We start from the raw sequence: 22,042 nt of genomic DNA on the forward strand, positions 1-22,042 counted from the left end.
GTCGTTTCACAAACGGCACCTCACTCAGGATGCAGCAACGCTTCAGCGATCGCCTTGACTTGTTCCCAACGGATCCCTTCTCGCTGCTCGATGGCAGGCGGATGATCAGTCGGTTCCAGCTCAACTCGTGGTCGCAGGCCCAATGCTCGCGTATGAACGTGTGTCTTTAAATTGACAGTGCTCGGATAAAGCGGTAACGCTGTTGAAAGCCAACCGAAATAAGGCGGCGCATTTTTACGTCCCTCCTGATCCCAACGCTCAATGCAGTCACGAAAACTTGAATCGCTCAGCGAGCACCATACCTCCCAAACAAACGGTTGGTTGCTATCGAGAACCGGCAGTTCAAGGCAACCACGGATGAATCGATGGGTGTCATCGATCACGCACAGATCTTCGCTCAGCTCGCAACGTGATTGACGTTTATCCTCGGGGATCTGTGACCACATCAGCGGCGCAGCGGTCCCATAGGACATCGGAAGGGAGTCATGAAATTCGCCACACGCGGAACAATGGAATCCGGTCATCAATGGTGCTCGGCTGGATCGTATCGAGAATCGCAAGAAGCCGTTTTGGCATGCAGGTTGCCATTCACCATCGCTGTAGCCTGCGTTCGGAGGAAACAGCGGCCAGCCCAGTAGCTTTGCCGTTCAATCAAATTACTCGCCAATGAATTGGTAGGTGAATTTGAAAGCGAACGCTATCACTCTTGCTGAGGTTTGAAAGATGAACGACCAATGTGTTGTCGCACAATACAGCGACGAAGATCAATTCCATACCGCGATCGAAGTACTCGACAAGGCCGGCTTCACTGCCGACGAAGTGTCTCTCATCCAGCGCAGTTCCGACGTTCGAAAAGCGATACCAAGCCAAGGTGTTGCCGAAGTGGGACCTGCCAGTGATGGTGCTGCCAGTGGCGCGGCAACAGCGGGTGCAACAGTTGCCGGCGGTGCCGTGGGGACATTGCTTGGCACGGCAACATTGCTGGGGCCGTTGATGATCGCAGGGCCGCTCGCCGGAATGGCTGCGGGGGCGGTCGGTGGCGGCGTGCTAAGCGCGGCGGAAAAATGGGGTGTCGAAAAAGACGTTGCGTCCACCTACGAACAAGCCGTCGAAGCTGGCGACCAATTGATTGTCGTCGCAACGGATGATGTGGTTCGGATCGATGAGGCGCAGCGTTTGTTGCACACCGTCGACTGCAAGTCGCTAGAACGCTACCCCGGCTAAGCAAAAAAAAAGCCCAGTGGTCCGATCTCGGAGCCACTGGGCTTTTGATTTATGGTCGTTTTGATCGACCAGTACCGAAGGAGGGACTCGAACCCTCACTCTGTTGCCAGAATTGGATTTTGAATCCAACGCGTCTGCCAATTCCGCCACTTCGGCATTTGTGACCGTGGCCGGTGAATCACCTGCATCACGGAAGTCCTGAAGTATCCAATACGACGATCAATCGTGCAAGCCGGTTCACGCAGACGTTTTGAAATTACGTCGATTGCCAATCGAGGTTTGTCGCCGGATATTCCTGTTTCGACAGTTTTGGTGATTGTCTGCAGCCAATTTCAACGAATGCGTACCGGTTCAGTCCTGGTTCGCCCCCAAGATCGGGGTGAAAATCAGTTCGACTCCATCAAGCTGCTGATCAACGGCAGCAGTTGCTTTTTCCGGCTGACGACCCCATCAAGCTGGTACAGGCGGTCTTCCAGTTCTGGATAGTTGATCTCTTCCCAACCCTGCGGCTCGCGACTCATCATCAACAAGCTGCCATTGCTGGAAATATCGGTAACCAGCAGTGCGCTGAACTCCAACTGCTGGGAGTCCGCCATGCTTTCTAAGGCGCTAAACAGTTCGTCCTTTCGTTGCCAGAACAGGTCGAATCCGATTTCCTCGATTTGCGAGATCGAGAATTTCTGTCCTGACTCTTCGAAGTGCTTGCAGTCTTCTCGGACCACTTGATCGGGGCTGCAAGTTCGTAGCGCCGAACCGACCGAAAAGAAGTCGCTTGCAAACTCATCGAGTTGAACTTTGCAGAATCGCTGAAGCCAATTGAGGATGTCGCGATCGGTCGAGGTGGTTGTTGGCGAACGCAAGAACAAGGTGTCGCTGATCATTCCCGATGCCATGCACAATGCGATCGACGGGTCTGGATCGATCCCGGCACCACGGAACATCTTGGCGACCAAGGTACAGGTCGATCCAACCGGCTCCATCGTCAACCGGATCGGTTCGGTCGATTTCAGCGATCCGCCCAATCGGTGATGGTCCAAGACTTCGACGATCCGTGCCTCGTCCGCACCTGGGACGGCTTGTCCGATTTCGTTGTGATCGACGAGCACCAGTTCCGGTTTGGGCGGGTTCACCAAGTCACTTTTACTGAGCACGCCGACGAGTTTTCCATCTTCCAGCACAGGGAAGATCGTTTGCGGCGAGCGGAATATTTCTCGCCGCGCGTCGGAAACGGTCATCCGCGCCGGCAGTGACATAAAGTCCTTTTCGACAACACCGCTGATCAGTTGAGCCGCTTTGATCCGCATGGTCGTCGTCGCGGTATCAAAAGGGCTGCGAAGTACGGCGATGCCACGAACTTGTGCCAGTTGCAACAGCCCTTCGCTCAGTTCATAGCCGCCAGTCACCACCAAGGCGCGAACACCCAGTTCCAAGGCTGGCAATTGAACGGTTGGGCGGTCGCCACTGACGACGATCAAGCGATCAGCAGGAAACTGCTTGATGTGTTCGGTAAATCCGCCGGCGCTCATTGCACCAACACTGACGATCAAGTCTTCGTCACGATCGGGTTCGACGGCGTGTTGGAATTCGCCACCCAAGACCGAAACGATCTTGGTCAAATTGGTACGAACTTGGCGTCCAGTTGTCGGGTCGACGTTGCTGTTAAGGACCAGCTCCAGCAGGTCCAGCAGCGTGACAATGCCGACGAGTTTTCCATCGTCATCGACAACCGGGATGCTTCGTAAACCGCGTTCATCCATCCGGCGATAAACTTCGTAAAAGACTTCATCGCAGGTCGCCGACGTGACATCCGTTTGACAAACATCTTCGATCGCCGGACGCACATCCATGACGATTCGTGGATGAGATAGTCCCGCTTTCTTCAGCGCGAATTCGGTGCGTTGGTTGGGTGCACCACAACAAGCGGCGATTGCATCCGGCCGTGTGGTACGACGCAGGAAATCGGCGTAAGCGATCGCGGCGCAAATCGCGTCGGTATCCGGGTTGCGATGGCCAAAAACGAGAAGGGGCATGGTGAATGCTTTCGGATAATGAACAGGATCGCGGTGTGGTTGGGTTTAGCTTCCGTCGTCGGACGGTTGATCGGAAGCCAAGTGGTTTCTTGAGACGAGGAGATCCATTGCATGGGCAAGGATGGTCTCCGGTTCGCTCATGCGTCCGGTACCACGGACGCGGCACGAAAGCCAGCCCGATTCTGGGCCGACGAGATGGCATCCGTCCTCGGCCAGTTGTGCGATGTTACGCTGCACCGAGGGCTTGGACCACATCGGGTCGCTCATCGCCGGCGCGATCAGAACCGGCGCGAGGTTTTGCAAATAGAGCGTGCTGATCAGGTCGTCGGCAATCCCATGTGCGAACTTGGCGATGAGGTTTGCCGTTGCCGGTGCAACAATCATGAGATCGACCCCATCGGCGTGTTCGATATGGGGGCCGAGTGGGTGCGACTTATCAAAAGACGCAATCGCGACGGGGCGTCCGGAGAGGGCGGTCAGGGTTGCCGCGCCTAGAAACTCGGTCGCCGAGTGTGTCATCGCGGCTTGGACGTGATGCCCGGCCTGAGCAAGGCGACTGCAGAGTGTCGCGGACTTATAAGCTGCGATTCCGCCACCGACCGCCAACAAAATGCGTTTGGGCGCAAGTGGTTGGCGGAATGGCTGTTTCGGATCGGCCGATTCGGTCACGCCGAGTGCCTACAGATCGGAGGCATCGAGATCGGGTGCTTCGGCAGCCGCGATGGTTGCGTCCAAGTCCAACTCGGTGACTTGTTCGACTTCGTTGTCGGTGTTCAAGAAGATCTTGTCTTGCAAAATCTCTTTCAACACGATCGACATTTTGTCGTGGGTGTCGATATTGACGAGCGCTCGGCTGCCTTGGTTTAGCTGGACCAATCGCTTTTGGATCAGCGTGCTTAGCTTAAAACGCCCACCAACCTTGTTGACGGTTTCTTCGTCTTTTAGTTCTTCGAGCATACCTGGTTCTCCTGGTGGTCTTTCAGAATTCGGCAAACTTGGGCGACGGCCGCATCGACCGCACCGTTGATAATTTCGTATTGATATTCGTGCACGAAACGCATCTCGTCGGCAGCGGTTTCCAGCCGACTTTGGATTGCCGTTTCGCTTTCGGTTCCCCGGTCTCGCAGCCGCCGCTCCAGTTCGTCCATCGAACCGGGATGGATGAACAGCGAGATATGGTCCAAATCCGAGTGCTGCATCACGTCCAACGCGCCCTGGACGTCGATCTCCAAGATCACCCACTGGCCCGACTTGATGCCATCGGTCACTTCACTCTTGAGCGTCCCATACCAGTGTCCGCGGCCAAACACCTCTTTGCATTCCAGGAACGCTCGCTCTTCACGAAGGCGATCAAATTCGTCTTGAGAAACAAAATGATAGGCCTTTCCGGGAACTTCGCCAGGGCGAGGCTGACGGGTGGTCGCCGAAACGCTCATCCGCAGTGGTAGTCCGCATTCGGCCATCAGCCGCTTGGTCACTGTGGACTTGCCCGCACCGCTGGGCCCGGAAATGATAATCAACTTCGCGGCGTTCGATTCACTCATGGAACTGTTCGTCGCGACAAAAGGCGTCGCGTTGGTTGTCGTTGGGACGGTTGGATGGTCAGAAAAAGAAAAGCCTAGGTCAGCAAACGAGCTATTCCAAGTTTTGCACCAGCTCTCGCATCCGTTCGATCGCACATTTGATCTCGACGACCAACGCCGAAATTGCCGCATGGTTGGCCTTTGACCCGATCGTGTTCGTCTCCCGGAACATCTCTTGGGTGATGAAATCCAACCGGCGTCCGGCGGGCTCTTCACGCCCGGCAGCCGATTTTGCGGAGCCCGACTTGGCGTTTTCGTTCTCGCCGCACATCACCGCTTCGAACAAGGTCAGGTGACTGCCCAGCCGCGTGATCTCTTCGCTGATATCGGTACGGTCCGCAAAGACTTGGACCTCGCGAAGCAGATCGGTGGGGCCGACCTCGGCGTCGAATTCGGCCAGCAACCGGTTGACCTTGGTCTCCAATCGTCCGCGGTAGTTATCGGCTACCTGAGGGGCCAGTTTGGCGATCGAGTCAACGTGCTTGCGGATCGTCTGGCAATCGGCGATCAGCGTTTCAGCCATCGCCTGGCCTTCGGTTTGCCGCATCTCAATCAAGTTCGCCGCTGCCGCGGTAACAACAACACTGACCTGTTTCCATAGTTGGTCGTCATCGCTCGACCCCTGGTCGCCGGTCAAGACACCGGGCAGTGAAACTAGTGACGCCGCGCTGATCGTAACATGCTCACCAGCGATCCCGCTGTCGGTGATCGCTTGTTGGCATTGACGCAAGTAATCTGCCAAGACGGCCGGGTTGATTTGCACGGGCGTTTGGCCGCCGTGCCGTTCGACCGAAACGTTGACGTTGATCGCGCCACGATGCAAATGCCGACGCAGTTCTGACTCGATCCGCGATTCCAAGGGCGAAATGGCTTCGGGAGTTCGCAGGCTGCACTTGAATCCGCGGTGGTTGACCGCACGGAGCTCGACGGTCAGTGTCCCCAGCGTGGAATCGCCTGTTCCCCGGCCTTGACCGGTCATGCTGCACACGGCATACGCGCGCGAGCTGCCCGTGGTTTCGCAGTCGAGATCCTTCGCGGTCGGACCCTCGGCGGCCTTGGCAGCGGGAGCAGTGGTCATGGGCAAGACAAAATCAGTGCAGGAGAAAAGGTTTCGCACGCATGCGAGGCGATTACTCGGCCGCCGCAGCGGCTTCGCTCGCGTCGCCGGTTGGCTCTTCGGTCGACTCTGCCGCAGGTTCTTCAGCTGGCTCAGCCGAATCAGTTGGCTCAGCGGCTGGTTCCTCAGTCGACTCGGCAGCGGGTTCCGTTGCAGGTTCTTCAGCTGGTTCCGCCGGAGTCAATTCGGCCGAAGGGGTTTCGCCGGTTGATTCTTCGGACGACGCAGATGCATCACCGAACATCTCCGAGTCGAGGCCTTCCAGCCCCATGCCGCTCAAGCCGCCGGCGGTGTTTTCGGCATCTGGTGAAACCAAGCTCGGTGTCGTGTCCAGGTCCAATTCGTCGTCAGCGACGGCGATTGGCGGGACGCCGAGTGTGTACATCGCAATTGCACAGACCAAACCCCAGATGATCGCCGAAACCGCGGTGATCACGGTGAAGGTGTCGCCAGCTTTGCTGCCGAACGCACTTTGGCCACCAGGACCGCCCAGCGCGCCTGCCAGTCCGCCGCCTTTGCCACGCTGCACCAAAACCAGCAGGATCAAAAAGACAGACAGGATGAACATCACCCAGCCGAGCGCGGCGCTACCGAGCGAAGCTAGCGGAAGCGAAACGAACGACAGCGATTCGAGCGAAGTCGAGACGGCACAATGAATTGAGTCAGCCATTAGAGCTCACAGTCCGTTTGGGTTTGTTTTGTATTTGCGATTGGAAATACCGAGTTGTCGATCCTTCGATCAACCGGCTTTGATGATGCCGACGAAATCGTCGACTTTCAGGCTGGCGCCACCGACAAGTGCGCCGTCAATGTTGGGTTGTCCGAGCAATTCTTCGGCGTTGCCAGGTTTGACACTGCCGCCGTACTGGATACGCATTTGGGAAGCGACTTCTGGGGTGAACAGTTCGCCCAGCAGGTTGCGAATGAACGCGTGAACGTCTTCGGCTTGTTCTGGGGTGGCGGTTTTGCCGGTGCCGATCGCCCAAACGGGCTCGTAAGCGATGACAACGCCGGTCGCACGCGATTCGTCCAGGCCTTCCAGTGATCCGCGAAGTTGCGTTCCGACAACGTCTTCGGTTTTGCCCGCTTCGCGGTCTTCCAATGTTTCACCGACGCAAACGATCGGGACCAAGTTGCCCGCCAATGCCGCAGCCAGTTTTTCGCTGACCTGTTTGTCGGTTTCGCCCATCAGTGCACGGCGTTCGCTGTGCCCCAGGATGACGTAGCGGCAACCGCAATCGCTCAGCATCGCGGCGTTGACTTCGCCGGTGTAAGCGCCGTCACCGGCTGGGTACAGATTTTGTGCTCCCAGGCCGACAGCGGATCCGGCCAACACGTCCGACACCAAGTGCAGGTAAACCGAAGGCGGGCAAACAGCGACTTCGACACTGGGGTTTTCGCCGACCGCTTCCGAAACGCCTTTGGCAAGCGCTGCGGCGGTGTCAGCACGCATGTTCATTTTCCAGTTTCCGGCGATGATGGTTCGGCGGCTCATGCGGTCGTCTCCGGCAGAGGTGATACGGTTTTTCCAAGTAGTTCAGCTAGTTTCTTCATTTGTTGCGCGAGCTCGTCGTATTGCTCGGGCAACAGGGCCTGTGGCCCATCGCTCTTGGCGACTTCGGGGCAATCGTGAACTTCGATGTGCACCCCGTCCGCGCCAGCGGCCAGACCTGCCAATGCACAGGCAGGAATCAATTCAGGTTTTCCAGTCGCGTGTGACGGGTCAACGATGATCGGCAAGTGACTCAGTTGCTGGACCAATGGAACGGCAGCAACGTCGTACAGGTTGCGGGTCGCGGGATCGAAGCCTTTGATGCCACGTTCGCACAAGATGACGTTCGGGTTTCCTTGCGAAAGGATGTACTCCGCACACATCAGTAAGTCAGCGACGGTCGCGGCCATGCCGCGTTTCAGCAACACCGGACGCTGCGAAGCACCCACTTCGTTTAGCAACGCGAAGTTTTGCATGTTGCGGGCGCCGATTTGCAACAGGTCGGCGTACTCGGCAACCAACGGAACCAAACGCGGGTCGGTGACTTCGGTGACGACGGGCAAGCCATGGGCGGCACCGACATCACGCAATCGACGTAGCCCCTCTTCGCCCAGCCCTTGAAATGCGTAGGGGCTGGTCCGCGGTTTGAACGCACCACCGCGAAGGATGTTCGCGCCCGAAGCGGCGATCGCTTCGGCAATACGGTGCATGCGGTCTTCTTCTTCGACGCTGCACGGCCCGGCGATCAGGCCGACATGGCCTCCGCCGATTTTGACACCGCTGACATCGACGACGCTGGATTCCGGATGAGCTTCGCGGGAGGCGAGCTTGTACGGTGGCAGAACCGGTACGACTTTGGCCACGCCGGGGATCGCGCGGATTGATTCGACCACGATTTCTGATTCATCGCCAATGATTCCGACGATGGTGCGGAACGTGCCGCGGCTGAGGTGGGCTTTCAGGCCGAGCGCTTCGACACGTTGAATGACGTGGTCGATTTGTTGCTCGGTCGCACCGCCCTTGAGGATCAAAATCACGGTGGTTCAGAGGGGATTATTGGTTACAGAAGTGGGGCGGGAACTCGATCGAGCCACAGAGTTTAGCTAGCTGGTGCCGTTGTCGTCGAGGGCAAACAGCGATTGTTGAGCCTCGTCGAGCCCCAAGAAGCCAACGTTTTGGCTGCTATCGAGCCGATCACAGGCCTTTCCCCACCCGAACTCGGCCAGATTTCCCCATTAGCCCCAAATTTACAGCCGCTCCGCCCCTCGATGAATGTCGCGTGAATCTCAGTCCCCGGTCTCACCACGCCGATCGATTTGTCCCCCGATTCGGCTCCGATCCTAAACCGAGGGTTGCCCCGACCCGCTAAACTGATTGTGTCGCGGCCATGGCAACCCACCCGGGCCCGACCGAACGGCGGATATTGCTAGCTTTTCTGCGAGCTTCTCTTCTGAAAATCGCACCCCTACACGACGTTACAGCCGGATGACTTTATGGACCCGCCGCAATTTTCAGGGCGTCAATCCACAGCCGAGGCGGTGCTGCCGAGCCGCTTGTTACCACGGATTTCGTTTCGATCGCTGTTCGCCCTCACCACGGTGTGTGCCGTTGTCACTGCCGTCGTCTCCGCCGCCGGGCACGGGGGGGCCTACGCGACTGCCGGGGCGATCGCGATCGCGTTTGTCTTCGGCTGCTTCGCGATCTTTGCCTTGTGTTTCTTGTTGAGCTGGTCGGTGGCGATGTTTCCGCGGGCGATTGGGGCGGCATTGATGGTCGTGGGCGTGCATTTGGCTTTCACTCGCTTTGTCGGAGTGACGCTTCGTGACTGGGCGTTTCTGCAATCGACGGCAGTGATCGTCTGTTTTGAACTGCTGGGGCTGTACCTGGTGGTTTTCCCGACGGGACGTGAGCGGCCTGATGATGCCAACAGCCCATTCGCCGACGGCCAACTTCCGCCACAGATCTTCGCCCCCCGCGACCCAACGGAATGACCCGCATGCCTCGACTGTCTTTTCCCGCATTTCCTCTTTGCGCGGTCGCTGCGTTTTTGGTCGCGAGCAGCCTTCTTGGCGAAAGCACCCCAGTGTTTTCACAGGTGGCGTTCCAGAATATGTCTCTCTCGTTGCCACCACCCGACAACAGCGGAAAAACGACCCCGTCGGCCGGATTGGTCGCATCGATCGATTTGACCAATTTGCATTTCGTTGGCAGCGTCGGCGTGAACGCCCGCATCGATTCCACCATGGGGCCGCTTTCGCGACAGCGCAAACTGGCAATTCGTTTGACGCCAATCGGCACCCATCTTCCTGCGAACAATGCCAGCACGGTTTTGTTGCCGGCGACATTCGAGCAAGGACAATCACGTGTCGAATTGAACGACGTGTTTTCGAAATGGACGATCGGTGAAACCTACAAGATCGAACTGCTCGAAGACGGCGAACCGTTGCCAAATTACAACGCCCTGATTGGTCAGTCGCTTAGCGAGCAAGTGATGACTCGAATTGATGTCGCGATGCCGAACGAGGTCATGCTGAACGTCGGTTTGATCGGGGTTGAACAGAAAACGAATGACGCACCAAGCGATGCCAGCTACTTTTCTGTTTACAGCCGGATTGCCTTTCAGCAGTTCGATCCACGGATGCTGCCGACGGATTGGCGTTTGTATGAGCAGCTCGATTGTTTGGTGATTGACGAACAATCGTTGCTCAATATGCCAACCGTTCCAAAAGTCGATGCGAGTCATTGGCAAGCGGTAATCGAGGCGATCCGCTTTTGGACAATGCAAGGCGGGGTTTTGATTTGTGTTCCGACCTCGGAACCGCTAACCGGCCATCAAGCGTTGCTCGACAAAGTCATCGAGAAATTGCGGCTGAAACCGCACGAAAGTCTCGTCGACCGAGAGTCGTTGTTGGCAAGTAATCGGCAGCTACTCGATGGCTCGCGGCAAGTGCTTGACTTTGCCGAGCAATGGGCCGATCAAGTCTCCACCCCTCCGGCCAATTTGGGTGCCGGAACTCCTCCGCAACCACCGATGCAGGCGCAATTGCAGCGAGGCCAGTGGATTCCAACACACCTGCTGTCGACCAACGCCGAAGACATTCAAGCCCTGAGGACTTGGATTGACGATTCTCGCGAGTCAATCGACCGTGCACAGCAAGCTTGGGACGCCGCCATCGTTCGTCCGGCGTCAATGGGTTCGCTGATGGTTCTCGATCGTGATGCCTTTGTCAGTTCCATGACCGTGCAGCCGCTTGAATCCCAATTTGCACAGCAAGTGGCCCCGATGCTGCGGCGTGGCGTCGATCCGATCTTGGGTGACAATCGGCATCAACGCTGGTTGATACCCGGTGTCGCGCAGCCACCCGTTTATACCTTTATGGGGATCCTCACGCTGTTTGTGATCTTGGTCGGCCCGATCGCTTACCGCTGGTCAACCCGAAGTCACCGTTCGCATTTGATGTTTGTGATCGCGCCGCTGCTTGCGCTCTTCACGACGTTGGCAATGTTTTCCTACAGCATCGTTGCCGACGGTTTTGGAACTCTAGTCCGCGTGCGGCAATTGACTTGGATCGATGGTGCGAGCGGAGATGCCAGCGAACGCAGTCGTGCGACACTGTTCGCCGGGATCAGTCCGAACGCAGGGAGCAGCTTTGACACCGAAGCCGAGGTCATGCTGTATCCAAATAACGATATCGCGTGGCGAAACATCCCCAGCCGCATTACGGATATTCGCAAGCAGGTGACCATCGACAATGAATCACAACATTTTTCGTCATCGTTTTTGCCCTCGCGAACACAAACGCAATTCGTGACGCATCGGGTCCGAGAACAGATCGGCAAAATCCAAATCGGAGAACTGCGAACATTCAGTTCCAGCAACACCGCGGCCAATCAGAGCACACTGACCGTGACAAGCAGCTTGCCGTTCGACGTCACCGATCTCGTGATCCGAACGGAGGACGGGCGATACTTTGGCGCCGCCCGCTTGCCTGCGGGTGAGACGGTTGAGGCGACTTGGTTGGCAGAAGTTCGTGACTCGTCCAAACGTCTAGGAAAACTCTACACCGATCATCGTCCGATCGGGGCGGTGACGACGCAAAGCGGCAGATCCGCACAAGTCAGACGTGACCCTGAAATCAAAGATCTGCTCGCGCAATTCGGTCGGATGACTTCGCCAGGCTACTCGCAAACACTGGATGGGTTGTTGGAGATTTGGCTGAATCAATTCTTGTTCGTCAAAGGCGATCTGCCCAATGGGACCTTTGTTGGGCTGTCAACGATCACCGATGATGTCATCCCCGTGAGCGATGCTGAAGCGGTCGATAGCGTGCGATATGTGATGGGGACCTTGCCATGAACGATCTCAACCCGACAACAGAGCACGCCAGTGTGACGCAGGAAAACGACGAAGCGAAGAATGCCAGCTTAGCGGTAAACGTCAGCTCCGTGCCGCAGGTTCATACCGAGAGTTCGCCCACAATCGAGCTGCGCCGACTACACCGCTTCTTTGGCAAAACCAAAGCGGTCAACGACATCACGTTCAGCGTCGGTCGTGGGCAAGTGTTTGGGTACATCGGCCCCAATGGCGCCGGCAAAACAACGTCCATGCGAATCCTCGCGACCCTGGATTTGCCAAGCTACGGCGATGCCTTCGTGGACGGGTTCTCTGTTGTCAATGATCCCGAACTGGTTCGCAAACGGTTGGGCTTTATGCCCGATTCCTTTGGTACTTATCGCGACGTGAACTGCCGCGAGTACCTCGACTTCTTCGCGCGGGCGTATGGCTTGGTCGGCCGTGAACGCAACGAGCGATTGAAGTGGGTGATCGGATTCACCGGCACCGAAAAAATGACTGACAAGCCAATCCGCGGGCTTAGTAAAGGCATGAAGCAGCGATTGTGTCTCGGCCGCGCATTGATCCACGACCCTGCCGTGTTGATCCTCGATGAACCCGCCGCGGGGCTCGACCCGCGCGCGCGAATTGAACTTCGCCGGATGATTCGAGAGCTCGCCGACCGTGGCAAAACGATTCTAATCAGCAGTCACATCCTGACCGAGCTTGCCGAGATGTGTGATGCCGTTGGAATCATCGAACAAGGCCAACTGCTCGCGACAGGCCACGTCGATGACATCCAAAAAGAAATGCAAAACGAGGTCGAATTGACACTTCGTGTCCTCAATCGGCAAGACGAAGTCGCCGCTGCGCTGCAGCAAGTTGCATCGACCGTTCGCGTTGACTCGGTGATCTTGGACGGGCAACTCGTTCGCTTCGCGTTCAGTGGCGACATGGCCGATCAGGCCGCGATTGTCACCGGATTGGTCGGCGCCGGTTTCCAAATCGCCGAGGTGTCGGCACGTAAGAAAAGTCTGGAAGACGTCTTCCTTCAAGTGACCGAGGGGTTGGTGCAATGAGTTTGGCTGTGGAACAACCCGGCGCGGTAGCGGAGTCTCATCGGTTTTCCAATTGGCTCGACGCCTTGGACGCGCGCTGCGAACGCTTCGGCGATGCGGTCAATCCGATTCTGGTGAAAGAAACTCGCCAGTCGCTCAAGAGCCGACAATTTGTGGCGACGTTTTCGTTGATCCTGTTCGCTGCCCTGGCATGGACCATTGCCGGCAGCTTGTCGATGATGCCGCAGATCTACACTTCGCCGTCTGCACCTCGCATGATGATTGGCTACTACGCGGTGCTTGCCTTGCCGATGATGCTGGTCGTCCCACTTGCCGCCTATCGGTCCTTGGAAAGCGAGATTGATGACGGAACGCTGGAGCTTCTGTCGATCACAACGCTTTCGCCATGGCAAATCGTGCTGGGCAAACTTGCTAGCGCCACGCTGCAGATGCTGCTGTACTTCGTCACGCTATTTCCCTGCTTGGCATATGCGTACTCGTTGCGCGGCGTCGACCTGCCGACGACGTTGTTGATCATCGGCGCTCTAGCGGTCGCCGGCATGGTTTTGACAGTTATCGGATTGTTCTTTGCCCCCATTGCCAAAGGCCGCGGTGGCCGTGTGATGACAATGCTGGTGTTGATCCTGATTCTGGTCTTGGGCGAATACGGCGTCAGCGCGTTGGTGATCGGAATGGTCTTCTATGGCAACCCGCTTTCCAGCACCGAAATTCTATTCGCAGTGATTTCTACCTGCGCGTTCGCGCTCGTCGCGTCTCACCTGCTGTTGACGGCGACCGCTGCCCAGCTCACCCCGGAAACAGAAAACCGCTCAACCGCGATTCGACTGTCGCTTCTCGCGTTTACCTTCGTCACTGTATTGATTAGCGCGACGGCGCTGATACTGCTCAGGCATCGTGGTGTTCCGGTTTACTTGATCACTCTGTTTGTGATCGCTTCGATTTGGACTATCTGTGGCGCGATGATGGTCAGCGAACGAGACACGATCACGCCGCGGATCCGTCGCGAACTTCCGCAAAGTTTCCTTGCCCGCTTGCTACTGACCTGGCTCACACCCGGGCCGGCAACCGGCATGGTGTTTACGGTCTCGGGGATCTTCGTGCTCACGGTGCTGCAGCAACTTTCCGTTCGTTGGATTGCCACTTCCGGTGCGGCAGCCGGAGTCGCGATCGCGCAGTTGAACAACTACATCTCGACGCCAGGAGTGCTCTACGCTTCATACGTCGTCGGCTACCTTGTCGTCGTCCGTGCCCTGATGTGGGCGGTGCGGCGTCGGAACAACCCCCGCGTCGAAGTCGGCTTGGCCGCTTTTGTTGTCGTCGCCATCTTAGCCGCGCTTGTGCCGTATTCGGTGCAACTGCACTACTACGATTACCAGCAGATCAACTATGACCCCGCTTGGCAGTACTCCAACTGGGCATTCACGCTGTTCACCGCGCTCGATCAAGGCTTGCCGTCGTGGCACGTCCAAAACATCTTGTGTGGTGCGATCTTGTTGTCGTTGATCGCAATCGTTTCGTCATGGAAAGTCACGCGGCCGCGGACGATCGCGACACCGGAAAACGTCCGCAGGGAATTGAGCCAATCGCGAAGTTAATGAGTCAGTGGCGATCGAAGTCTCGTCACGAAAGACGCACGCGTCACCGCGGTGCCGGGTACTTTTCCGCGTTGCGGATCATCTTCGCTTCCAACGCGGTGGTCAGGTCGATGTCCATCGTGTTGGCGATCGATAGTAAGTAGCTCAAGCAATCGACCAGTTCTTCGCCGACGTCATGCTTGCGCTGTGGATCATCTTTCACAACAGACGCTTCTTCCAGCGTCAGCCACTGGAAGTGCTCCATCAGTTCCCCGACTTCGATAGCCAACGACATCGTTAGGTTCTTGGGGTTGTGGAACGAATGCCAGTTTCGCTCGGCAACAAATCGCTCGACGATGTCACGCAAGTGTTGAACACTTGCGGTCGTATCGTTCAGCGGATTGTTGGGCGATGACTTGTCCGAGGACGCACTCGATTTATTCATCAAGCCGCTACCAGCATTTGGCGTTCGCCTTCGATCTTGTCGATCGCATCGCATACGTCGGAGACTTCGATCGCTCGCATCGCCGCGTTGCTCGCATTGCGTCGCTGACGTGAATTGCCAGTTTCGAATGCTTTTTGGATCGCTGTTTGACCGTATGGCCCGCTGTCACCCGGCTGGGTCGCGCCATACAGTCCGATCGTTTGCGTTCCGACAGCAACAGACATGTGCAAGGGGCCGGTGTCGTTGCTGATGAACAGATCAGCCGTTTCGATCATCGCCGCCAAATGTTGCAGGTCTGTTTCAGGGGCTAGGATCGCGGCACCGCGACTGGTGGAAACGATGTCGGTCGCCATCGCACGGTCGAGTGATGTTCCCCAGACTGCTATGGAGCGATAGCCATAGCGTTCGTGGAGGTACCGAGCGGTTTCGCCAAAGCGTTCGGGCAACCAGCGTTTGCTGTGCCACGTCGCGCCCGGATTCAAGATCGCAATTTTTGCTGCGGAAAGGGTCGAGCGATAACGCCGTGCCCAGGCCCGTGCGGGATCTGCGACGGGCAGGTCCCAGCGAATGGCGGGCGAGTTGATTCCGAGTGGGATCAGCAATTCCAGTGACCGGTCGGTGAGGTGGTGGAATACTGGGTTGATTTGGACGTTGGAAAACCAGCCACTGATTTCTCGAGCGTGTTTGCCGGCGTACCCAATGCGGTGCGGTGCTCCCGACAGGTAGCACGCGAGGCTGGACTTGGTCATTCCTTGGCAATCGACCGAGACGTCGACTTGCAACTCGCGAAGCTGTGTCCGCGCGGCTCGCAAGCGTTTTGGCGACGTGAACCAACCGCGTTCGAGCACAATGACATTGTCAACCGCGCTATGACGCTGGACCATCGGCGATGATTTTTCTTCGACGACCCATGAGATCGTCGAGTCTGGAAAACGGTCACGCAGCGCGCACGCGACCGGCAGCGTCAGGATCGTATCGCCGATCGCACTCATCCGACTAATCAGGAAGTGCGGGCGTGGTTGATCCTGCAACGGGATCGAAGCCAGCGCGGGTTCTGGTGCGCTCGCTTGCTCGTCCTTTCGTTTCCGAAATCCGGATTTTGGAGTCCTTTCGCCTGCTGACATGTTCACGATCCTTCGTGTTGCTTTTTAATCAAGAAAAGAGCAACTACGGCAAAGCTACGTAGTTGCCGAGCGGCCGCAAGCTAAAGTTTTTCTGACAAAATTGCCAGATCGACTTTAGAACATCTCGATTGCTAGCAAGCGAAAGCGAATTTACGATCGTTAGACGGCCCTAGAGCCCCACCGTGGGCGGTACAGATCGGTTGATCGCCGATTCGACTTCCCAGACGATCGAGCTGGGATGGTCGGTGTTGATGACAACGGTGTTGTGATCGAGCGATTGTTGGAGATCCGAAGCGGCATCGCTGTCGGTTCCGATGATCAAAATCGGAATGTCGGGTTGTTGGCTGCAGTTGCGGATGATGTCCAGATCACCGGGGCTGACGGCAACTTGGTGAAAGACGATCGCGTTTGCCTTTTCGGCTCGCGAGAGCTCAATGAACGCGTGAAAGCTGTCACCGACGTTTTCGATTTCGAAGCCATGCTGGCACAGCGGTTGGGAGACGCCGAATGCGTCATCGCGATTGACAACAATGATGCGGCGTGGGGCTGCGTCGCTTGTGCTTCGGGAATGATAAGCAGCCGCAGGTTCGGCGACGCCTTGTGGCTGTTCGTCGGTGCGTCGGTCTTTGGCATGCTGTGTATCGGCCCGCAATTGATCGAGTTCTGCGAGGGCCTGTCCGATCAAGATCAGCGCGTCGTGGCGATTGCCGTCTTCGAGTTCGGCTTGAGCCTGTTGCAGTCGCCCGGTTGCCAGTTCGACTTGTTCCTCGATTTCTGGGGTCGAGGCCAGTCGTTGATTCGGAGTCAGTGTCGTGGGCGAGGGCTGATGAGAATCGACCGGGATGAATCCGGTGAATGCCTTCGCGGCTTCAATCGGTTTGAAGTCGGGGACCAGTTCGTCGCGAACAACGCGAATTCCTTTGGGAGCGTTGATCCCGATCCTCGTTTTCCCCTTCCGAGCTTGGACGATACAGACACTGATACCGACCTCAGGGAACACCACACGCTGATCTTCCAATCGCGTAAGCACAAGCATTGCGCATCTCCGTCGCAAATCTCGAGGACTAAGAGCTCTCCCTTGACTCTCGTCACTCAAAACAGCAGAAGCCTTTGTGCTTCGTGTCTTCAAAACATACCCGAAACGGGCGGTTCCGAAAACACCAGTTTGGATCGCCCTCTCCCGCTTACTTCGCCAGGCATTCGTTCGCCTACACAGTGCGCCAAGGCGACAAAGTGGCAGAGTAAATTCGAAATGAACAGGCAGTTAGTCGTTCACGCCTGAGATGGAAACGCTCTGCGTTTCGCGGCGTCCTCTGCGGTAATCATCATCAACGCTCGCTTCTAGCCGTCTCCATGGCATCCGCGTTTTAGCGCCCTTTGCATGTGAAACATAAAGCTTACGAATCGAGGCAACTTCGTCAGTTCGCCCTGCCAATTGGTGTTGCCGCTGGTCTTTGCCGATTGCGCGGAATGGAATGTTTGTGCGAGATTTTGCGGTGGGGTTGGGGACACAGTGTCACCCCGCGAAATTCGCTTCTGGTGGGGGCTCGGTCCGATAGAGAAGTGAGACAAGGAGAATCGAGAACACCTGGAAAACGCCAGCGTCCGGTTTCCACACAATTGCAACACACTTTCTATGGAGACCTAGGATGGGTCTAAGATATTTCTTGCTAGGCGCTGTCATCGCTTTCGCGATCGGCAATCACTCTGCCAGCTACGGACAAGAGATCGAACTCGGCTCTTACGACAGCCTGCTGGATCGCGTTGAAAAGCTAGAGCAAAACGCAGCAGTTCCTGTTCATCGAACTGCACCTCGATCGTGTTACTGTGATACTGCTCAAAAAGGCTTTTACGGAATGGGCGAGCTTGTGCTTGTCACGCCTTTTCAGAGCAATGCGACCGGGATCATCGCACAAAATGATCCCGTCATCGAGCATTTGAATTTTGATTGGAACATGCAAGATTCCTATCGCGTCGAATTCGGCTATCTCGGTGGAACCGAAGGGTTTGGCTGGCGTGCCCGATACTGGCAGTTTGACAACAGCACGTCGTTTGACGTCGACGGGAGCGTTGGGCTGGTTCAAGACGAGGGAACGATCATCTGGTCCTCCACTAACGACGGTGACACCATCATCGGACTCGTCGATGTGGACACTGCAACAATGACTCACAGCATCGAAGCCGATGTCTTTGACTTCGAATTGCAACGCCAACTTGCCAAACCGCTGAAGATCAGTGGCGGTGTTCGCTACGCCAAGATTGCACAAGGATATTTGGCTGACACGGATTCAGGCGTCGCAATGGCTGACATCGAGTTTGAAGGCGTCGGGCCAACTCTCGCAAGCGAGTTGGTGATGCCCGTTCGCAACTCGGGCTTTTCGATCTTTTGCAACGGGCGTGGGTCGCTGCTGTTCGGCAACCAGAACTTTCGTGCCATCGATGATGGCGGTGCAGAAACGTTGCTGATCGAAAGTGACAGTCACCTCGCGAGCTCCGTCGAACTGCAGCTTGGGGGCGAATTCCGATGCGCTCGAGGGCTCTATTTCCGAACGGGTTTGGAATCTCAGTACTGGGCGAATGTGGGCAGTCCCAATCCGTCCGCGATTTACGCTGACGACTCTGACGAAGCAAACGTGGATGATCCACAGAATGAAGACTTGGGCTTCATCGGTTTGATGCTTGAAGCCGGGTTTGTTTACTAGCCCAGTCGGCATTCGGCTACAGAAGCCAGCAACTTGATGTCGCCTATCGCTCCGCGAAAGTAGCGTTTTCTACCGCTGCTTTTTGCGGAGCACATGGCGACACTGCGAGAGGCCAAGCGGCCTGTTCGGCCGAACAATTGTCTTGACGTGTTTCGGCGATCTTGATAGTTGGAGCGTGGCAGGAACTTCATTGCCCCAGCTCGCCTCCCTATCGATATTCCTCTGTAATGCCCCGAAAACGTGCCTCACAAAAGCATGCTCGTGACTATTTGGCCGAGTTCAAGGCACTGCTAAGCTCGCCCGTCGATGGAGCGTCTCTCGCGGCATTCCGAATCTGCTTTGGCTTCGTGATGGCTTGGCACATCGGCAAGTTTCTGATCAGTACCGGTGGCATCCGCCCGCTGGATCATTACTACGTCAATCCGCCGTGGCATTTCACCTACCTCGGATTCGAGTGGGTCCGACCCTGGGCCGAGCCTTGGTTGTCGATCCATTTCGGCGTCGCCGTGATCGCCGCTTTGCTGGTCGCGGCAGGACTCTTCTATCGAGCCGCTGCGACCGTTTTGTTTCTCGGCTACGGCTACATCTTTCTGTTGGACGCGACCAACTACAACAACCACTATTACTTGATGTGCTTGTTGGCGTTCCTGCTGATCTGCATGCCGGCCACGGCGCGATTCTCCGTCGATAACTTGATCCGATCGCGGATGGCAGCGAAACGCGGCCCGGCCAGTGAAGCGACGACGGGCATGATCCCGTTTTGGCCAGTGTTCTTGCTGCGATTCCAACTGTTCGTGGTTTACTTCTTTGGTGGAGTCGCCAAGCTCAATGCCGATTGGCTAACTGGCGAACCGTTGTATGCGATTGGAGATCAACTTCGATTGACGGCAGATGGACTTGTCGGCTTACCAAACAGCATTCAGACCATCCATTTTTGTCTGCTGTTGGCCTGGGGTGGTCTGTTCTTTGATTTAGCGATCGGGTTCTTGCTGCTCTGGAAACGCACGCGTTGGCTGGCAATCACGCTGACGTTTGTGTTCCATTTGCACAACCATTTCATGTTCCCGATCGGTGTGTTTCCGATGATGGCGTTCACGGCAACGCTGATCTTCTTTGCACCCGATTGGCCACTGCGATTGACCAAACGACTTGGGGCGATCGTCTCACGGGCGAAGAAGCCTTTGGAATCTGCAGCGCCGACTGCCCATGCATTCCCAATGCCCCGCTATGCCTTCACGCTCATTTGTCTGTTTTTGACATGGCAGAGCGTTTGGCCACTTCGCCATCACTTCATCTCCGGTGACGCCAACTGGACCGAGGAAGCACAGGATTTCAGTTGGCGCATGATGCTACGTTCCAAAGCGGCGGGTTACTTGACCTATCGTGTTTCGGACCCTGCGGTTCATGTCATCGACGGTCGGGGGCGATCCCAGGTGGACTGGCAGGCCTGCTCTGACGACGTCCCCAAGGCAGTTTATACATCGATCGATAGCAACCTTTTTCGCTGGGATCATCATCCGGGACTTGCCGTCACGTATGAGCCCTCGCTGGGCACACGTGTGATTTACAATTCACCGGACGCGGGCCAAGCGAGCGAGCAATCGTTGAGTTCTGCACGAGAGCAGCTTTCGAAACTTTGGCAGTCGGCGTTTGGGCAGGAGCCGAAAATCGAGCAGACGATTTCGCTCGCCGAAGCGTTCCAATTGACTCGCAATCGCGTGCGTGAAGCGGACATTGCAACGCGTTTTGGTCAGTCTTCCGTGGAAGCGATGCTAGGACTGGTCTCCGAGCTTGAGCAGATGCTTGCCCAGCGAGATCAATCTGGGAAGCAGTCGGAAGTCACGCAAGTCGCCCTGGCAAACCGGTTGCATCAGCTCTATCAATCTCCATTGTTCCCTGATCTGCAGCCAATCTTTGGGCGATTGCATCCGTTTGTGCTGCAAGGTGCCGGCTTCACCGGCGAACGTTTTTTGGTGCTGAGCGACCCAACGTCGAAGGCCCCGTTGGATCGGTCGTCCCTGTTGAAGCTATCCGGTGGCGAACCGTATGTCGTTTGGGTGGACTTCTCGCGATTGAGGCCGGTTGATTGGCGCGGCTTGCCGCAGTCGTTTGTGACGTTCGAGGACCGGAAGTTGCACGTGATGTGGAATCATTTTCACGAGCTGAATCCTCATCAGTTGGAGCAATTCACGGTTCGGCCAAGGCTGATTCAGCAATACGCTCGGCACATCGCCGACCGATGGCAGGAGACCACGGGGCGGCGACCCGAGGTTCGAGCCAGCAGCTACATCATGTTGAACTATCACTTCCCGCGTCCCCTGGTCGATCCACAAATCGATCTGGCCGCAGTGAGCTACATGCCATTCAAGCACAACGATTGGATCCTGCCCCGATCGACTGAACGGATCAACGTCAGCAGCATCCAATCACCAACCAGCACCCGCCGGTAAGGCGTGCGAAGCCGTGACTGGGGTGCTTGGTTTCGATTTAGGGAATTCGCACCGCCGGCCCCTCCGGGGCGAGTCTGTGGTTCGCATCGCAATCTCGAGGCTTCCACCCCGAGCTACCGACGCGGACTCCTCCGGAGTCAAGTCTGCCGCCGCTGAGTGATCGTGCGGTGCCTTTGCGTTTCCGGCGACCGAAGTGGAATCACGCACCGTGTTCGGCCGTCGTTCCGTTGAGACGAGCATTGAGTCATGCCCCGGAGGGGCCGGCTTGGATAGCTCGGGGCGGGAGCCCCGAGTTATATAAAACTCACAAAGCAATCGCCCCGGAGGGGCCGGCGTCGCTACCGCCGCCTCGTTGACTTTCGATGCAAGCCATCAAGGGCAATGGCATCACGACGTGATCCATTGATATCGCACCCAAGTCTTAAACGTTGCCAACACACGAGCCCCCAAGTGAACAACCAGGCTTTCAGAATGAGTCTGTGCTGACTCTGGTCTAGTTTGATGCAAAGCGACCTCGTCAAACGCGACCAGGACCTCGAAGCGACTGGTCGGACTCGACGATTCGAAGGTGGGATTCAATTCGCTATTTGGGATGATGGATGGCACCAACAGTGTTCCACCCGCCGGTAAGGCGTACGAAGCCATGGCTAGGGTGCTTGGTTTGGTTTTAGGGAATTCGCACCGCCGGCCCCTCCGGGGCGAGTCTGTGGTTCGCATCGCAATCTCGGGGCTTCCACCCCGAGCTACCGACGCGGACTCCTCGGGACGCCGATGAAATAGCTGAGCTTTCTTTGCTTGCAACTCGTTTGGGTTTTGAGGCGAATTTTGGGATACTCGACGGTTCGTTTCGTAACTCAGATTCAAGGATGGTTGCTCCATGGCCGATGCT

Annotated in this window: 20 protein-coding genes and 1 tRNA gene; 7 read left to right on the plus strand and 14 right to left on the minus strand. The window is 56.7% G+C overall.

Translation table 11 applies throughout. The features are described from left to right. Positions 1-20: 20 nt before the first annotated feature. Complete coding sequence (locus CGZ80_RS03350) at positions 21-524, minus strand: DUF2199 domain-containing protein (RefSeq protein ID WP_094411333.1); 504 nt, start codon at positions 522-524, stop codon at positions 21-23. A 199-nt stretch (positions 525-723) separates the two neighbouring features. Between CGZ80_RS03350 and CGZ80_RS03355 the strand changes: the two genes are divergently transcribed. Next, a complete protein-coding gene (locus CGZ80_RS03355; RefSeq protein ID WP_094411334.1) occupies positions 724-1,224 on the plus strand; it encodes a DUF1269 domain-containing protein in 501 nt (166 codons plus the stop codon). A 72-nt stretch (positions 1,225-1,296) separates the two neighbouring features. Here the strand turns inward: CGZ80_RS03355 and CGZ80_RS03360 are convergent. The 9 genes from CGZ80_RS03360 to aroF form a co-directional block, all read right to left on the minus strand. After that, a tRNA-Leu gene (locus tag CGZ80_RS03360) sits at positions 1,297-1,380 on the minus strand. 230 nt (positions 1,381-1,610) lie between these two features. Then, positions 1,611-3,254 (minus strand): putative manganese-dependent inorganic diphosphatase, encoded by a 1,644-nt coding sequence (locus CGZ80_RS03365; RefSeq protein ID WP_094411335.1) that lies wholly within the window; start codon positions 3,252-3,254, stop codon positions 1,611-1,613. Between the two features lie 45 nt (positions 3,255-3,299). Next, a complete protein-coding gene (locus CGZ80_RS03370; RefSeq protein WP_094411336.1) occupies positions 3,300-3,923 on the minus strand; it encodes a flavoprotein in 624 nt (207 codons plus the stop codon). Positions 3,924-3,932: 9 nt separating this feature from the next. After that, complete coding sequence (locus tag CGZ80_RS03375) at positions 3,933-4,211, minus strand: DNA-directed RNA polymerase subunit omega (protein WP_094411337.1); 279 nt, start codon at positions 4,209-4,211, stop codon at positions 3,933-3,935. Continuing rightward, entirely contained in the window at positions 4,196-4,798 is a 603-nt protein-coding gene (gmk, locus tag CGZ80_RS03380; RefSeq protein ID WP_094411338.1) for a guanylate kinase, read from the minus strand. The genes CGZ80_RS03375 and gmk overlap by 16 nt, the downstream gene beginning before the upstream one ends. Positions 4,799-4,889: 91 nt before the next feature. Beyond that, complete coding sequence (locus CGZ80_RS03385; RefSeq protein WP_094411339.1) at positions 4,890-5,915, minus strand: YicC/YloC family endoribonuclease; 1,026 nt, start codon at positions 5,913-5,915, stop codon at positions 4,890-4,892. A gap of 52 nt (positions 5,916-5,967) precedes the next feature. After that, a complete protein-coding gene (gene secG / locus CGZ80_RS03390; protein WP_094411340.1) occupies positions 5,968-6,624 on the minus strand; it encodes a preprotein translocase subunit SecG in 657 nt (218 codons plus the stop codon). A gap of 69 nt (positions 6,625-6,693) precedes the next feature. Beyond that, a complete protein-coding gene (tpiA, locus tag CGZ80_RS03395; RefSeq protein ID WP_094411341.1) occupies positions 6,694-7,449 on the minus strand; it encodes a triose-phosphate isomerase in 756 nt (251 codons plus the stop codon). Beyond that, on the minus strand, positions 7,446-8,483 hold the full coding sequence (aroF, locus tag CGZ80_RS03400; RefSeq protein WP_094411342.1) for a 3-deoxy-7-phosphoheptulonate synthase: 1,038 nt from the start codon (positions 8,481-8,483) through the stop codon (positions 7,446-7,448). Before aroF ends, tpiA begins: the two co-directional genes overlap by 4 nt. A 456-nt stretch (positions 8,484-8,939) precedes the next feature. Between aroF and CGZ80_RS03405 the strand changes: the two genes are divergently transcribed. Genes CGZ80_RS03405 through CGZ80_RS03420 form a run of 4 tightly spaced genes read left to right on the plus strand, consistent with a single transcriptional unit; the run spans position 8,940 to position 14,453 of the window. Then, entirely contained in the window at positions 8,940-9,437 is a 498-nt protein-coding gene (locus tag CGZ80_RS03405; RefSeq protein WP_094411343.1) for a hypothetical protein, read from the plus strand. A 5-nt stretch (positions 9,438-9,442) separates the two neighbouring features. Continuing rightward, positions 9,443-11,803 carry a hypothetical protein gene (locus CGZ80_RS03410; RefSeq protein WP_143543720.1) on the plus strand — a complete coding sequence of 787 codons (2,361 nt, stop codon included), beginning with the start codon at positions 9,443-9,445 and terminating at the stop codon, positions 11,801-11,803. Next, positions 11,800-12,858: an ABC transporter ATP-binding protein gene (locus CGZ80_RS03415; RefSeq protein ID WP_094411345.1), complete on the plus strand. Its 1,059-nt coding sequence runs from the start codon at positions 11,800-11,802 to the stop codon at positions 12,856-12,858. Before CGZ80_RS03410 ends, CGZ80_RS03415 begins: the two co-directional genes overlap by 4 nt. Further along, positions 12,855-14,453, plus strand: coding sequence for an ABC transporter permease (locus tag CGZ80_RS03420; RefSeq protein WP_233148200.1), 1,599 nt, complete (start codon positions 12,855-12,857; stop codon positions 14,451-14,453). Before CGZ80_RS03415 ends, CGZ80_RS03420 begins: the two co-directional genes overlap by 4 nt. Before the next feature lie 43 nt (positions 14,454-14,496). On the opposite strand, the gene CGZ80_RS03425 is transcribed toward CGZ80_RS03420, so the two are convergent. From CGZ80_RS03425 to CGZ80_RS03435, 3 genes are all read right to left on the minus strand, one after another. Continuing rightward, a complete protein-coding gene (locus CGZ80_RS03425) occupies positions 14,497-14,877 on the minus strand; it encodes a nucleotide pyrophosphohydrolase (RefSeq protein WP_094411346.1) in 381 nt (126 codons plus the stop codon). Next, on the minus strand, positions 14,877-16,001 hold the full coding sequence (locus CGZ80_RS03430) for a glycosyltransferase family 9 protein (protein ID WP_233148201.1): 1,125 nt from the start codon (positions 15,999-16,001) through the stop codon (positions 14,877-14,879). Before CGZ80_RS03430 ends, CGZ80_RS03425 begins: the two co-directional genes overlap by 1 nt. A gap of 169 nt (positions 16,002-16,170) precedes the next feature. Continuing rightward, positions 16,171-17,037 (minus strand): carbon storage regulator, encoded by an 867-nt coding sequence (locus CGZ80_RS03435; RefSeq protein WP_094411347.1) that lies wholly within the window; start codon positions 17,035-17,037, stop codon positions 16,171-16,173. A gap of 613 nt (positions 17,038-17,650) precedes the next feature. Here CGZ80_RS03435 and CGZ80_RS03440 point away from each other — a divergent pair. Beyond that, positions 17,651-18,703, plus strand: a complete 1,053-nt coding sequence (locus CGZ80_RS03440; protein WP_094411348.1) for an Lpg1974 family pore-forming outer membrane protein — start codon at positions 17,651-17,653, stop codon at positions 18,701-18,703. Between the two features lie 227 nt (positions 18,704-18,930). Then, positions 18,931-21,153 carry an HTTM domain-containing protein gene (locus CGZ80_RS03445; RefSeq protein ID WP_094411349.1) on the plus strand — a complete coding sequence of 741 codons (2,223 nt, stop codon included), beginning with the start codon at positions 18,931-18,933 and terminating at the stop codon, positions 21,151-21,153. A gap of 387 nt (positions 21,154-21,540) precedes the next feature. Here the strand turns inward: CGZ80_RS03445 and CGZ80_RS03450 are convergent, their stop codons facing one another. Beyond that, entirely contained in the window at positions 21,541-21,798 is a 258-nt protein-coding gene (locus tag CGZ80_RS03450) for a hypothetical protein (RefSeq protein ID WP_094411350.1), read from the minus strand. Positions 21,799-22,042: the final 244 nt, after the last annotated feature.

Origin of the sequence: Rhodopirellula sp. MGV, from assembly GCF_002251265.1 — a bacterium.
Classification (GTDB): domain Bacteria; phylum Planctomycetota; class Planctomycetia; order Pirellulales; family Pirellulaceae; genus Stieleria; species Stieleria baltica_A.

Coding starts and splice junctions, on each gene's coding strand:
- CGZ80_RS03425 (WP_094411346.1), bottom strand. CDS start 14,877: ATGAATAAATCGAGTGCGTCCTCGGACAAGTCATCGCCCAACAATCCG.
- tpiA (WP_094411341.1), bottom strand. CDS start 7,449: ATGAGCCGCCGAACCATCATCGCCGGAAACTGGAAAATGAACATGCGT.
- gmk (WP_094411338.1), bottom strand. CDS start 4,798: ATGAGTGAATCGAACGCCGCGAAGTTGATTATCATTTCCGGGCCCAGC.
- CGZ80_RS03445 (WP_094411349.1), top strand. CDS start 18,931: ATGCCCCGAAAACGTGCCTCACAAAAGCATGCTCGTGACTATTTGGCC.
- CGZ80_RS03410 (WP_143543720.1), top strand. CDS start 9,443: ATGCCTCGACTGTCTTTTCCCGCATTTCCTCTTTGCGCGGTCGCTGCG.
- CGZ80_RS03440 (WP_094411348.1), top strand. CDS start 17,651: ATGGGTCTAAGATATTTCTTGCTAGGCGCTGTCATCGCTTTCGCGATC.
- secG (WP_094411340.1), bottom strand. CDS start 6,624: ATGGCTGACTCAATTCATTGTGCCGTCTCGACTTCGCTCGAATCGCTG.
- CGZ80_RS03405 (WP_094411343.1), top strand. CDS start 8,940: ATGGACCCGCCGCAATTTTCAGGGCGTCAATCCACAGCCGAGGCGGTG.
- CGZ80_RS03365 (WP_094411335.1), bottom strand. CDS start 3,254: ATGCCCCTTCTCGTTTTTGGCCATCGCAACCCGGATACCGACGCGATT.
- CGZ80_RS03385 (WP_094411339.1), bottom strand. CDS start 5,915: ATGACCACTGCTCCCGCTGCCAAGGCCGCCGAGGGTCCGACCGCGAAG.
- CGZ80_RS03355 (WP_094411334.1), top strand. CDS start 724: ATGAACGACCAATGTGTTGTCGCACAATACAGCGACGAAGATCAATTC.
- CGZ80_RS03435 (WP_094411347.1), bottom strand. CDS start 17,037: ATGCTTGTGCTTACGCGATTGGAAGATCAGCGTGTGGTGTTCCCTGAG.
- CGZ80_RS03350 (WP_094411333.1), bottom strand. CDS start 524: ATGACCGGATTCCATTGTTCCGCGTGTGGCGAATTTCATGACTCCCTT.
- CGZ80_RS03450 (WP_094411350.1), bottom strand. CDS start 21,798: ATGGCTTCGTACGCCTTACCGGCGGGTGGAACACTGTTGGTGCCATCC.
- CGZ80_RS03415 (WP_094411345.1), top strand. CDS start 11,800: ATGAACGATCTCAACCCGACAACAGAGCACGCCAGTGTGACGCAGGAA.
- CGZ80_RS03430 (WP_233148201.1), bottom strand. CDS start 16,001: ATGTCAGCAGGCGAAAGGACTCCAAAATCCGGATTTCGGAAACGAAAG.
- CGZ80_RS03420 (WP_233148200.1), top strand. CDS start 12,855: ATGAGTTTGGCTGTGGAACAACCCGGCGCGGTAGCGGAGTCTCATCGG.
- CGZ80_RS03375 (WP_094411337.1), bottom strand. CDS start 4,211: ATGCTCGAAGAACTAAAAGACGAAGAAACCGTCAACAAGGTTGGTGGG.